This is a genomic window from Streptomyces sp. NPDC087844, assembly GCF_044742785.1.
Taxonomy (GTDB): domain Bacteria; phylum Actinomycetota; class Actinomycetes; order Streptomycetales; family Streptomycetaceae; genus Streptomyces.
Window position 1 is genome coordinate 265,466 of the sequence record NZ_JBIUVD010000005.1, and the last position, 13,388, is coordinate 278,853.

At 69.7% G+C, this 13,388-nt stretch carries 9 protein-coding genes; 6 read left to right on the plus strand and 3 right to left on the minus strand.

Features of this window, described 5'->3' with window-relative positions; all coding sequences use genetic code 11:
* Nucleotides 1-2: 2 nt before the first annotated feature.
* The 5 genes from ACIOKD_RS13140 to ACIOKD_RS13160 all read left to right on the plus strand — a co-directional run bounded on the left by ACIOKD_RS13140 (nucleotide 3) and on the right by ACIOKD_RS13160 (nucleotide 10,032).
* Nucleotides 3-1,556: a protein kinase gene (locus ACIOKD_RS13140; protein ID WP_402082219.1), complete on the plus strand. Its 1,554-nt coding sequence runs from the start codon at nucleotides 3-5 to the stop codon at nucleotides 1,554-1,556.
* 111 nt (nucleotides 1,557-1,667) lie between these two features.
* Nucleotides 1,668-2,942, plus strand: coding sequence for a hypothetical protein (locus ACIOKD_RS13145; protein ID WP_402082221.1), 1,275 nt, complete (start codon nucleotides 1,668-1,670; stop codon nucleotides 2,940-2,942).
* A gap of 223 nt (nucleotides 2,943-3,165) precedes the next feature.
* The gene (locus tag ACIOKD_RS13150; RefSeq protein ID WP_402082223.1) at nucleotides 3,166-6,207 is read left to right on the plus strand and encodes a family 16 glycoside hydrolase; all 3,042 of its coding nucleotides are present in this window, start codon (nucleotides 3,166-3,168) and stop codon (nucleotides 6,205-6,207) included.
* A gap of 170 nt (nucleotides 6,208-6,377) precedes the next feature.
* Nucleotides 6,378-7,790, plus strand: a complete 1,413-nt coding sequence (locus ACIOKD_RS13155; protein ID WP_402082226.1) for an erythromycin esterase family protein — start codon at nucleotides 6,378-6,380, stop codon at nucleotides 7,788-7,790.
* A 208-nt stretch (nucleotides 7,791-7,998) separates the two neighbouring features.
* The gene (locus tag ACIOKD_RS13160) at nucleotides 7,999-10,032 is read left to right on the plus strand and encodes a hypothetical protein (RefSeq protein WP_402082229.1); all 2,034 of its coding nucleotides are present in this window, start codon (nucleotides 7,999-8,001) and stop codon (nucleotides 10,030-10,032) included.
* A gap of 78 nt (nucleotides 10,033-10,110) precedes the next feature.
* On the opposite strand, the gene ACIOKD_RS13165 is transcribed toward ACIOKD_RS13160, so the two are convergent.
* Entirely contained in the window at nucleotides 10,111-11,085 is a 975-nt protein-coding gene (locus ACIOKD_RS13165) for an alpha/beta fold hydrolase (protein WP_402082232.1), read from the minus strand.
* A gap of 150 nt (nucleotides 11,086-11,235) precedes the next feature.
* Between ACIOKD_RS13165 and ACIOKD_RS13170 the strand changes: the two genes are divergently transcribed.
* Nucleotides 11,236-11,976, plus strand: a complete 741-nt coding sequence (locus tag ACIOKD_RS13170) for a GntR family transcriptional regulator (RefSeq protein WP_402082234.1) — start codon at nucleotides 11,236-11,238, stop codon at nucleotides 11,974-11,976.
* Between the two features lie 13 nt (nucleotides 11,977-11,989).
* Here ACIOKD_RS13170 and ACIOKD_RS13175 read toward each other — a convergent pair whose 3' ends face one another.
* Nucleotides 11,990-12,799 carry an SDR family NAD(P)-dependent oxidoreductase gene (locus tag ACIOKD_RS13175; protein ID WP_402082236.1) on the minus strand — a complete coding sequence of 270 codons (810 nt, stop codon included), beginning with the start codon at nucleotides 12,797-12,799 and terminating at the stop codon, nucleotides 11,990-11,992.
* Nucleotides 12,800-12,854: 55 nt separating this feature from the next.
* The gene (locus ACIOKD_RS13180) at nucleotides 12,855-13,382 is read right to left on the minus strand and encodes a carboxymuconolactone decarboxylase family protein (RefSeq protein ID WP_402082239.1); all 528 of its coding nucleotides are present in this window, start codon (nucleotides 13,380-13,382) and stop codon (nucleotides 12,855-12,857) included.
* Nucleotides 13,383-13,388 lie beyond the last annotated feature (6 nt).

Here is a 13,388-nt window from a genome sequence, read left to right on the forward strand (position 1 = left end):
GGATGAACCACTCGCACAGCACTCCCCCGCTCGACCCCGCGCCGGGATACCGGATCTCGGACTGGGAGATCACCGGCCTGATCGGCTCGGGCAGTTGGGGCAGCGTGTACGCCGCGGAAAAGGTCGTCGACAGTGCCGCGGGCGGCTCGGCCGTCGCCGTCAAGCTTCTGCGCACCGACCTGCTGACGCCGGGACAGCGTGCGTCGATGGAGGAACTGGCCCGCAAGGAGGCACAGTTCAGCACGGAGGCGGACCACCCCCATCTCGTACGCACCCACGCGGTCGTGACCCTGCGGGATCCCGAGCGGCCCGAACTGGACGGCATGACGGCACTGGTGATGGACCGTGCGGAACGCAGCCTCCAGGATCTCCTGGCGGCCGGCGGAACCGGGCGTCCGCTGCCGGAGGCCGAGCGGATCCTCAGCGGGGTGGCTTCCGGACTGGCACACATGCACACGCACGGCTGGATCCACGCGGACCTCAAGCCCGCGAACATCCTCCTCGGTCCCGAACGGGCCGTGTGGCTCGCGGACTTCGGGCTCACCGTGGAGCTGGAGGGCACGCACGCGTACGTTCCGCCGCTGGGGTCGCTCGACCACGTGCCCCCGGAGTGGTGGTCGGAGCGCACGGGCGTCCACGGCACGACCGTACGCAAGACGGCGGACATCTGGGCGTTCGGTGTGCTGGCGCACCAGGTGCTGACGGGTGGCCTGCATCCGTTCCCCGGCGGGACGGCCCGGGCTCGCTCGCTGGCCGCTCAGGCCTATGCCAACGGTTCGGCCCCGCTCCGCCTGGACGACTCCCTTGAGCCGGAGTGGCGCAAGCTGATCGTCGAATGTCTGGCTCCCGACCATGCCTCCCGAGCGGCTCTGGACGCGGGTGAACTGTCGCGCCGGGTGGAGGCGTTGCACGTCGAACGTCTTCCCCGGCCCGTGTACCGGCGTCCGGCGGTCCTGCTCGCCGCCGGTCTCACCGCCTGTGCCACGGTCGCCGGCACCTTAGTGGCCTTCGTACCCTCCGGCGGCGAGGACGCCCCAGAGAAGTCGAAGTCCTCGGCGATCGCGACCGCGACCTCGCTCGCCGACACCGCGCTGCCCGGGGCCATTCCCGCCGACTCCGACGTGCCCGTCCCACTGCGGCGCATCATCACGGATGCCGCGAAGCGGTGCACGGACGCGGAGGTCACTCCGGCGTTGCTGGCCGCGATGCTCAAGGCCGAGAGCGGTTTCGACCCGAAGGCGTCCCGGCCCGCCACCGGTGAGCACGGCATCGCCATGTGGACGCCGGCGGTGTTCAAGGCATGGGCCGTGGACGGTGACCGCGACGGGGACAAGGACTACATGTCACCTGCCGACGCCATCGGGACGATGTCCGTGTTCACCTGCTGGCTCGACCAGCGCTTCAAGCAGAACGACCTGCGGGAGAACCTGCCCGCGCTGATAGCGGCCGGTTACCGCACGAGTGACCGGACCGTCATCGAGGCCGGTGGTGTACCGAAGGCCGTACAGCCCTACGTGGACGAAGTCCTCGCCAATCTCAAGGAGTACACGGCCTGACACATGGGGCCCGGGGCCGGCCCCTGACATGCGTCAGGGGCGGCCCCGGGCCCTCCCCGCATAGCGTCGGCGGATCATCACGTCACCGTACGCAACAGGGGGCATCTGATCATGCGGCACATCTCATCCCTCGACAGCGGGCCGGGACCGGCCGTCCGCAGCGGGCCGAAGGCGGCACGGCGGGCACTGCTCTCGGTGAGCGCCCTGCTGCTCTGTCTGGCGACAGCGGCCACCACCGCGTCCGCCGCGCCGGCCGCACCGGGTGGTACGACAGCCGGTGCCGGGGGCACGGTGTCCCCCGCGACCGCCCAGGTCGAGGTCCCTGCCGATGTCACCGCCGGTGTCGCGGTCTACGACCGGCAGACAGGGACCTTCACCGACCAGCTGAACGCGAGCATGCAGTTCCGCTCGGCATCCGTCGTCAAGCTGCTGCTGGTGCTCGACTTCTTCCGGGACCGGGGTCCGAACTACACCGTCCCGGCCGCCGACCGCGCCCTGCTGGAACCGATGCTCCGCAGCAGCTACGACGACGCGGCCAGCCACTACTGGGAGGTCAACGGCGGCCCGGCGATCATCGAACGCATGAAGAAGGACCTCGTCCTGAGCGACACGGCCGGTCCGCCCGCCGGATACGAGGGCTACTGGGGATACACCGCCCTCTCGGCCCGGGACACGGTCAAGATCTACCGCTACATCCTGGAACAGGCCCCGGCGCCCGTACGGGAGTTCATCATGTCCAACCTGCGGCAGTCGACGCGTTGCGCCTCGGACTCCTTCGACCAGCACTTCGGCATTCCCGGCGCCTTCGACCGGCCCTGGGCCGTCAAGCAGGGCTGGTCGGGCGAGTACGAGGACGGCACCTGCGGTCCCGACAGCACGCGCAACGCGACATCGGCGTCGCAGTCCGCGGGCCGGGAAGCCGCCGAAGTGAAGTCCGCGGGCGCGAAGTCCGCGGCGGCGGTGAACCTGTCCCGGCCGGCCCTGCACACCACCGGCACGGTCGGCGCCGGCGACCGGACCATCGTCGCCGTCCTCACCCTGCACCCGCTCGGCACCACGTACGGCCGGGCCTACACCGACATCGGCCGGCTGACCCGCAGCCTCGACGTGCCCGGCGCGACGAGGCCGGCCGGGAAGTGGTACGGCACCTGGGGCGAGCAGGTCCACGTCCGTGCGGCGGCGACCACCGAGTCGGGCTCCACGACACGTCTGCCCGCCGGTGCGGAGGTCCTGATCAGCTGCCAGAAGCAGGGCCAGACCGTCTCCGTACCGCCGTACACCAACAACTGGTGGGCGTACCTGCCCCAGTACGGCGGCTACATGTCCAACATCTATGTCAGCGCTCCGGACGACAAGCTGCCCGACGTACCGGTCTGCGCCTCCTGACGTCTGTCGGGAACCGGACAGCACCCCGGGGATCGGCACCGTGGGGGCACCGCTCGAACGCGGTGCCCCCACGGCTCGTTCGGCGGACAGGACTTTGAACACTCACAGTACAAAGTATGGACATGCCAAGTGAAAGCCCCGTAGGTTGGCGGCGCACCGCAGCCACGTCAGAGAAGACCGGAACGCAGTCCGGCACGGTCCGGTCCCGCTTCATGGAGGACCGTTGTCACAGCATCAGTTCCTGCGTGCCCGAAGACTTCTCACCTCTCTGCTGACCGGAGTCGTCCTGGCCGGCGGTCTCCTGGCCGCACCAGGGTCCTCGGCCGCCACGAACGCCCCCACGAACGCCGCCACGGACGCCGCCGCGGCCATCCCGCCCCAGGAGCCCGGGGTCACCCTGCGCGTGTTCGACGTGCAGACGCCCCTGAGCAAGCTGTGCACCCTCAAACCCGGGCAGACCCCCAATCACGACGCGCTCAAGTCGACGGTGGACTGGTCCACGACCGATGACTTCGGCGGGTTCTCCGACCGGTTCGTCTCGGAAGTGACGGGCTATCTGGTCGTACCGAGCGACGGCGATTACGGGTTGCGTCTCACCAGCGACGACGGCTCCCGGCTGAGCATCGACGGCGCCACCGTCATCGACCACGACGGGCTGCACGGCGCGGAGCCGAAGGACACCTCCGTCCAGCTCACCGCGGGCTCGCACCCCCTGCGCATCGAGCACTTCGAGCGGGACGGCGGGCAGGAACTGCGGCTGGCCTGGAAGCCGCCGGGCGCGAGCGACTTCACGACCGTGCCGCGCGACGCCCTGAGCACGGACGCCGGAGTCGTGCGGGTCACGGCCCCCGGACGCAAGGAGTGCGAAGGAAGCAACGACACCCCCGGCGACGGCCTCCCGCTCACCGAAGTACGCCCCGACCTGACGCTCACCGACCTGCGCCCCGACGGTTTCGAACCGCAGGTCACCGGAATGGACTGGCTGCCCGACGGACGGCTGGCGATCAGCACCTGGGGCGGCTCCGACAACGTTGCCGGAGAGGTGTACCTGCTCGACAACGTGACCGGCGAGACCAGCAAGGACAAGGTCACCGTCAAGAAGGTGGCGAGCGGGCTGCGGGAGCCCATGGGCATCAAGTATGTCGGCGGCTCGCTGTACGTCTCGCAGAAGCACCAGCTGACCCGGCTCGTCGACAAGAACCACGACGACGTCACCGACGAGTACCGCAAGGTCGCCACCTGGCCGTACGGCGGCAACTTCCACGAGTTCGCCTTCGGACTCCTCTACCGCGACGGCCACTTCTACGTGAACCTGTCCGTCTCCATCAACCTCGGCGGCGCGACCACCGTTCCGCAGCCGGCGCCGGGCCGCGGGACCACGTACAAGGTCAGTAAGAAGACCGGGAAGATCAGTCCGGTCGCGGGTGGGCTGCGGACGCCGAACGGGATCGGGTGGGGTCCGGAGGGCGAGATCTTCGCCACGGACAACCAGGGCGGCTGGCTGCCCTCGTCGAAGCTCGTGCACGTCAAGCAGGGCCGCTTCTTCAACCACTACACCGAGCCGTCCGGCCCCTTCGACGCGGCCGAGCCGACCAGTCCGGTGCTGTGGCTGCCGCAGAACGAGATCGCCAACTCGCCCTCCACACCGCTGTATGTGAAGAAGGGCCAGTTCAAGGGCCAGATGCTGATCGGCGACGTGACCTACGGCGGCCTGCAGCGCGCGTACCTGGAGAAGGTGAAGGGCCAGTACCAGGGCGCCGTGTTCCGCTACACGCAGGGGCTCGAAGCCGGTGTGAACCGCCTCAGCTACGGCCCCGACGGCTCGATCTACGCCGGCGGTCTGGGCGCGGACGGCAACTGGGGCCAGGAGGGCAAGCTCAAGTTCGGTCTGCAGAAGCTGACGCCCAACGGCGGCAACACCTTCGACATCAAGACGATGCGCGCCGTACCGGGCGGCTTCGACCTGACCTACACGCAGCCGGTGTCCGCGAAGACCGCCGAGGAACTGGCCAAGCACTACAAGGCCGAGCAGTGGCGCTACACCCCGACCTCCGACTACGGCGGTCCGAAGATCGCCGAAGAGGTGCTCCCCGTGCGGTCGGCCGAGTTGTCCAAGGACAAGCGGACCGTGAAGCTGCGGCTTGACGACCTGAAGCCCGGCCGGGTCGTGCACCTGCGCTCCCCGCGCCCCTTCACCTCCGAGTCCGGTGAGTCGCTGTGGAACACCGAGGCCTGGTACACGCTCAACGCCATGCCCGGCGAGCAGCCGCCGGCCGCCACCCTGTACGAGGCCGAGGAGGCGCGTCTCACGGGCACGGCCGGTATCGCCACGGACCACACCGGCTACTCGGGCAGCGGGTTCGTCGCCCGGTACAACACGGAGGACAAGGTCGGCACGGCCTTCGACGTACAGGTCAAGAAGTCGGGCACCTACGACGTCAACCTGCGCTACTCCAACGGCCCGAACCCGTTCGAGGGAACCAAGTCGCTCTCCCTGTACGCCAACGGGAAGAAGCTGCGGCAGGTGAAGCTCGCCTCCACCAGCAACTGGGACACCTGGTCCACGCAGACCGAGAAGGTGACGCTGCGCAAGGGGAACAACACCATCTCCTACCGCTACGAAGCCGGGGACACCGGCCATGTCAACCTCGACCTGATCACGGTCCGCCCGCAGGGCGCGTCCCTCGCGCTCTTCGACGGGACCGCGGCCTCGCAGTCGCAGTGGCAGCACACGGACGGCCGACGGCTGGAGTGGCCGCTCGCCGACGAGAAGTCCATGGAGGTGTGCTGCGGTGACATCCGGACCATCGACGCGTACCAGGACTTCAAGCTGCACGCCGAGTTCCGGGTTCCGCTGCTGCCCGACGACGTCACCGGACAGAACCGCGGGAACAGCGGGATCTTCATCCAGGACCGCTACGAGCTGCAGATCCTCGACTCCTACGGTGACACCACACCGGACACCAACGAGGCCGGAGCCATCTATCTGAAGAAGACGCCCGACGTCAACGCTGCCAAGGCGCCCGAGACCTGGCAGACGTACGACATCGTCTTCCGTGCCGCCCGCTACGACGACAGCGGCAAGAAGACCGCGGATGCCAGGCTGACCGTGGTGTGGAACGGCCAGAAGGTGCACGACGACATCACCCTCGACAGCCCCACCGCCTCGGGCCGGGCCGAGACGCCGTCGGCGGGGGCGATCCGGCTGCAGGACCACGGGAACAAGGTCCGGTTCCGCAACATCAGGCTGGAGCCGCTCACGTGACCTGAAGTGGTGTGAAGTGGTGTGAAGTGAGCCCAGGCCGGGCCCGGTCGACACCGGGCCCGGCTGTCGTACATGGGGTCTGCCGGGGGCCGGGGGTAGTGCCTGCGGTACCTCGGGGTGGGCAGCGTATGGGTTCGTGGCGCCCCCTGTCCGCGCGGGAATCTATGGCCATGACGCGAAGCAAGGCAGTGATCATTCCCTCGGTCCTCCTCTCCCTCGGCGCGATGGCCCTCGCCACCCCGGCCCTCGCGGACGCGGTGCAGGGCTCGCCGGCTCCGGTCCCGGCGTCGACCACCGCAAGCACATCGCGGGCGGCGGCCCTGGGGCAGAACCCGGAGAGTGTGGTCGACGCCATCGAGCGCAGTGCCCACACTTTGCGGAGCACCGACCCCGAAGGCGGTCTGCGGGACCTCGACGCGCTGGGCCACATGGTCGGGGACGCCGACGTGGTGGGCCTGGGCGAAGCCACCCACGGCTCGCGGGACTTCTTCCGCATGAAGCACCGGCTCTTCCGCTACCTGGTCGAGAAGAAGGGCTTCCGGACCTTCTCCCTGGAGCTGCCCTGGAGCAGCGGCGTGCGGGTCAACGAGTATGTGCTGTACGGCAAGGGCGACTTGAAGGACATAGCGCGCGCGGAGTTCCAGGGCGCGTACCGGATCTGGAACAACCAGGACTACATCGACCTCATCGGGTGGATGCGCGACTACAACCGCGGCCACCCGAAGGACCCGGTGCAGTTCATGGGCAACGACATGGGTTACGCGGGGCCGGAGTCGTACGAGCGGGTGACGGACCATGTGGCCCGCGAACACCCGCGGCTGCTGGACCGTGTCACCGAGCTCTACCGCGGGCTGGCCCCGACCACCGACGCCGGCACCTACAGCGAGCAGTACCTCCAACTGCCGCTCGCCGAGCGCGCCGAGCGGGCGGAGCGGACCCGCGAGGTGTACGAGCTGCTGCGGGACCAGCGGCCGGCGCGCGGCGACCAGCGGGCGCACCTGTGGGCCGTGCAGCACGCCAGGGCCATCGATCAGATGACCGAGGGCTACTCCCTCGACGTCACCGACGAGGCCGAGGTCACGAAGATGATGAGGATGCGCGACGAGGTGATGGCCGAGAACGTGGCGTGGTGGCGCGAGCACACCGGCGACAAGGTCCTCCTGTCTGCGCACAACACCCATGTGTCCTACGACTCGTTCGACGCGCGGTACCCCAAGACCCAAGGGGCCTTCCTGCACGACGCCTTGGGCAAGGACTACGTCAGCATCGGCTTCAGCCTCCACCAGGGCGCGTTCAAGGCGTTCGGCGCCGACGACAACGTGATGCGGACCTACCGGGTCGGTGCCGCGCAGGCGGGCTCCAACGAGGACACCCTGGACAAGGTCCGCCAGGAGGACTACGTCCTCGACATGCGTACGGCTCCGAACGCCGCCCGTGCCTGGCTCGCGAAGCCGCGCGTCACCTACAACATCGGCGCGGGATGGCCCGACCCCATGACGTACAAGATCGGCCTCGGCAGGGCGCACGACATCCTCATTCATCTCAACGAGGTCGAGGCCACCGAGTACCTGGGCACTCCCTGACTCGCGACCACCGCGGATAGTGTCGCCAGAGACTAGCTGTGCATCTGTGTCACACCCCTTGTAGGCCCAGAAGTGTCGACAGTACCGTGCAGTCGAACCTCGCCTGCAGGCCTTCTCCATGGGTTCGCCCGCCGCCGTCACCGGTGCGTCCGCCGCGCCGGTGACGGTCGGCCATGCCCGAATGCACCGGACGACAAGGGAGTTCACAGTGGCACGCAGAAGCAGCACAGGTGCGGACCGCCAGGCCGGGGCGTCCGTGATGGACCAGGACGTCACCTACCGGGCCCGCCCCCGCGCTCTCCTCGTGGCGATCGCCGGACTCGCGGTCACCCCCGCGCTGACCGCCCCGGCCTCGGCACATTCCACGAAGCACACCGCGGGACACCCCAAGGACGGCAAGACCCTCACCGTCGGCTCCGGGGAGATTCTGGAGCTCACCGGGACCACCACGGTGAGCCGGCTCGTCATCGAGGAGGGCGGGGTCGTCGCCGCCCCGGAGGGGTACCGCCTCACCCTCACCGTCAACGGTGTGGAGACGGGCGCCAAGCTGCACGAACTGACCGACGGGTACGGCGGGTTGGCCACCGCCGTCGCCGCCGGCACCTACCGGGGCAGGGTGGTCCTGGATGTCGCCGTGGCCAACGACGTCACCTTCAGCGACCTCAGCTTCCCGATGCGGCAGGCGCTCTACGTCGACGCGGCCGGCGTGGACGAGTCCAGGTCCGTGCCCTCCAACGTACGCGGCGGCACTGTCACCGACACCGCCGCGCGTGACATCATCCTGCTGTCCAACGGCGAGTCGTACAACGGCGTGTACGTCGCGGGCGGCGGCTCCTACACCCTGACCCGGCCGAGGATCGCCTTCGACGGCAACGGCCGGTGCGACTTCATCGGCTACGGCGCCTCCGTCGTCGGCACCGGAGAGGGCACCACCCTCGTGCTCGACGGGGCCGTCATCAAGAACGAGGGCGTGGTCCGCACCGCGGTCATCGCCGACGCCACCGCCAACGTCGTCGTCAAGAACTCCACACTGCACTGCGCCGACGGCAGCCACGTACCCGCCGAGTACCCGGAGACCGGCACCGGCGACACCCGGTACATGATCACCGTGCCGTGGATGCTGGGCCTGTCGGGCAACGTCCGCACCACCAACCTGCTCGGCGCGAGCACCCGGGCGTCGTACGTCAACTCCTCCATCACCTCGGAGACATGGGGTGCCCTGTCCGTCGACGGCGGCAGCAGGTGCACCCTCACCGCGATCAACAGCCACATCGGCAACACCAAGGGCCAGGGCTACGGCTCCTACGCCATCGGGAGCGTCACCGAACACTTCCTCGGCTGCACCTTCGACGTGGGCGACTACGCCCTCATCCACTGGGGCGCCTCGGCGCACTACGGCGACAGCACCAAGGAAGCCGTCGCGGCACTCAACGACTCACTGGAGATCGGCCTCAGCAAGGCCGAGTTGCGGAAGCTCCCGGTCCGCTCGACCGTCGTCGACGCGGGCCGCTTCATGGTTCTCTGGTACGCGGCCGGTTCGGTCACCGTCGACGGCGGCACCCGGGTCACCACCGGCAAGACCACCTTCATGTGCAAGGCCGTCGCCGCCGAGGTCACCGTCGACGGGTCCGGGGGCGCCACCCTCAGGCCGGGCAACGGCGTCATCTTCCAGTTGATGGACACCGACCGGCCCAGCAGTGTCCCGGTCACGGGCAAGCCCTGGAAGACCGAGATGACCGGCACCTACACGGAGCCCACCGGCTCCCCCGCCAAGTCGTCGACCTGGGTCACCACCAGCGCCCAGGCCACCGACGCGACCGCCTCCTTCACCGACATCGAGCTGAGCGGCGACTTCTACAACGCCGTCCGGGGCGGCGGCAACGCGGGCCTGCAAGGACAGAACCTGGTCCTCGCCTTCACCCGTTCCACTCTCAAGGGCGTCATCTCCGCCACCACCACGAAGCACCGGGTGCCCACCCTCACCATCGCCGACTACCGGGAGATCAGCGAGGTCACCAACACCGTGTCCCCGGTCGTCAACAACGGTGTCGTGGTGACCCTGGGCAGCGGCTCCAGCTGGACGGTGACCAAGACCTCCCACCTGAGCGCACTGACCCTGGCCGCCGACGCGACCGTCAGGGCCCCGCGGGGCAGGACCGTGACGCTGACGGTCGACGGCACACCCACCGCCATCGAGGCGGGCCACTCCTACACGGGGGCGCTCACGCTGACGGTGGCGTGATCCGGACGTGAACCGGCCCCCGGGGTGGCACTACATCCCGGGGGCCGGAGTCCGTTGTGCCGCTGCTGCCGTCTCCTGTCAGTGTCGGCCGTGCTTGCCGCGACCGTGTTCCCTCAGGAACGTGACCAGGAGCCGGTTCCAGGCGGCGGGCTGTTCCCAGTGCGGGTTGTGGCCGGCCTCGTCGACCACATGTGTCCGCGCCTTGCGGAGGTGCTGGGCGTGCATGCGCATGACGGACGGCGGGCTGTACAGGTCGCCGTCCCCGGTGATCAGCTGGACCGGGAGCGTCAGCGTCTCCAGTGCCGCCCAGGTGATGGTGTGCGCGAGGGACTGCGCGAAGGCGTCGGCGGTCCGGGCGCGGGCGTTGATGGCCAGCCAGGCCGCCACTCCCTCCAGGTCACCGCCCCGATAGGAGGGTCCGAGTTCCTTGAGGGCCACGGGCAGGTCCCCGAACGCGTCCGGCTGGAGCGCCTCGGTCAGCTCCAGATACTCGGCGTCCTGTACGCCCATGATGCTGCCGGAGACGGTGAGGCTGAGCAGCCGGTCCTCGTGCGAGAGGGCGTAGTCGATCGCCGGCGGGCCCCCGGCGGCCGAGCCGGAGAGATGGAAGCGGTCGAGCCCGAGATGGTCGGCGAGCACGTCGAGATCCGCGGACGCGGTGCCGGCCTCCGCCCTGGTGCCGGCGACGGAACGGTACGCGCCCCGCCGCGAGTAGCCGATGACGCGGTGACCGGCGGCGGCCAGAACGGGCTGCTGATACGGCCAGCTCTCCCCACTGCCCGAGCCGGGGTGCAGCAGCACGACCGGCTCACCGGTGCCGCCGGTGTCCCAGCACCACAGACTGCCGCCGCCGGCCACAGGCACCTGGTACTCGGTGACGGGCCGCTGGGCGGGCACCGGCACCGGCCGCCAGGGAAGGCCCGTACCGGTGGTGGCACGGGCGGTTCCCGCGATCGCGCCGGACGTCGTCAGCGCGGCGAGGGCGGCGCCGCCGACCACTGCCCGTCTGCTGAGGGCCGAAGTGGGCGAGGGAGCCCTGTTGTCGTCTTCCACTCTTTTTCTCCCATACGTGTACTTGCGTTTCCTCGCAGGTGTCGACAGGGGGTACCGGATCACCGCCGGATTTGATCTCCGAATGCGGTAGTGTCGACACCGTTGAGCCATCTTTGAGATCTCCGGACCCGAAACAGGGGGACACGGCGCATGTCGGATCAGGACACGCACCTGGTGCTGGAGCGACTGCTGCGGCTACGGGACCGACGGGAACCGCTGGTGGCGCAGATCGCCGAGTGGGTCGGCGCCGGCATCATCGAGGGCCGGCTGCAGCCGGGCCAGGACCTCAACAGCGTCGAGCTGTCCCGCCGGTTCGACACCAGCCGCACCCCGGTGCGCGAGGCCCTGATGCTTCTCGAACAGGAGGGCCTGGTCGAGATGAAGGCGCGGCGCCGCCCCCGGGTCGCCGCCCCCTCTCTCACGGACATCAAGGACATCTACCAAGTACGCCGCCAGTTGCTGTCGATGCTCGCGGGCCTGCTGGTCCTGCGGGCCACCGACACCGAGTTGGCCGAGTTGCGCACCCGGGTGGAGGCGATGCGCGAACTCGCCGACGCCGCCGACGTGGACACGTACTTCTGGAGTCATGTGCTGCTCCAGGAGCGGATGACCGAGATCGTGGGCAACACCACCCTCAAGCAGATCCTCGACTCGCTCGCCCTGCGGACACTGATGCTGCGACACCTGAGCCTGACCCGTCCCGGCCGTCTGGCCTACAGCGTGGACGACCAGGAACGGCTCATCCAGGCATGCGAGGAACGGGACGGGGAGCTCGCCTCGGCGCTGATCGCCGGTGCGACCGTGCGGGCGCTGCGGGCCGTGGAGGAGCAGATCGAGCAGGACACCCCGGGCAGCGGCAAGGCCGCCCGCAAACGCCGCTCGGCCGACTGACCCTCCCCGGACCTCACTTGGCCAGCACTCCGCCGTCCACGGGGAAGTTCCCACCCGTCACCCAGGTCGACTCGTCGGACAGCAGATAGACGGCGCACCAGGCGATGTCCTCGGGCCTGCCCACCCGGCCCAGCGGGATGCGGGCCAGCAGCGCCTTCTGCGCCGCGCCCTCGTGTGCGCCCGCCGACTCGGTGGCGGGGGTGCGGACCATGCCCGGCGAGATGGTGTTGGCCCGGATGCCCAGGGGCCCTCCCTCCACAGCGAGTTGACGGGTCAGCCCGAGCACGGCGGCCTTGCCCGCGCAGTGGGCGACCATCCCGAACGTGCCGCTGCCGCGGAAGGCGTTGACCGAGGCGAAGTTGACGATCGAACCGCCCCCGGACGCCTCCAGGTGCGGCCAGGCGGCCTGCACCGGCAGGAAGACCACATCGACCTCGCCCCGCATGGTCGGCGTCCACTGCGTGTCGAAGTCCATCTCGGCCGCGGTGGCCATGTGCGGGGCGATGGCACCGGCGGTGACCAGGGCGTCCACGCGGCCGTGCCGTGCGAACGCCTCGTCGGCGAACCGCCGGGCGTCGGCCGGGTCGGTCATGTCCAGCGGGGCGAGCACCTCGACGGTGAGACCGCGGTCGGCGGCCAGCTTGCGGGTGCGCTCGGCGGCGGCCGGGTCCACGTCGCAGCCGACCACGGTGGCGCCCTGCTCGGCGAAGAGCAGCGCGCATCCCTGGCCGATACCGGCACCGGCGCCGGTGACGAGGGCGACCTTGCCGTGCAGCCGACCGGTACCGGGCTCTGCCGTGGGCCCGGAGCGGGGAGCGGTCACGTTGTCCTCCTGAGAAAGACGTGGGTAGGGGTTGTGGGGATGGGGCCGGCGGCAGTCATCCGCCGGTGCCTGTCGGCAGCTCCACCTCCAGCGCGACCAGAAGACGGGAGACCATGCTGTACGCGGCTGCCGTGACGGTCAGTTCGACCAGTTCGGCCGGGCCGAAGTGCGGGCGCAGGGCGTCGAAGACGTCGGCGGGGACGTGGACGTCGCGGGTCATGGCGTCGGTGTAGGCGACGACCCGGCGCCTGCGTTCGTCGAGGTCGGGATGGGTGGCGGCGTCCTCGGCGCGGAGCGCGTCGAGGTGCCGGTCGTCGAGTCCGGCGGCGCGTGCGTCGCCTTCGTGGGCCGCCCATTCGTAGGGGGCCCGGTTGAGCACGGCGATGCGCAGGACGATGAGTTCGCGGATGTCGGCGGGCAGGGTCATACGCTGCCGGACGGCGCCCAGCAGGCTGTTCCAGCCGTCCGCCACCTGCGGACTGTGGAGCAGCATCCGGTCGAGGGGGCGCAGCGTGCCGCCGCGCCGCTCGCGGATGCGCTCCGCGATGTCACCGGCTCCGTCGGTACCCGGGAGTCGAGCCACGGGCCG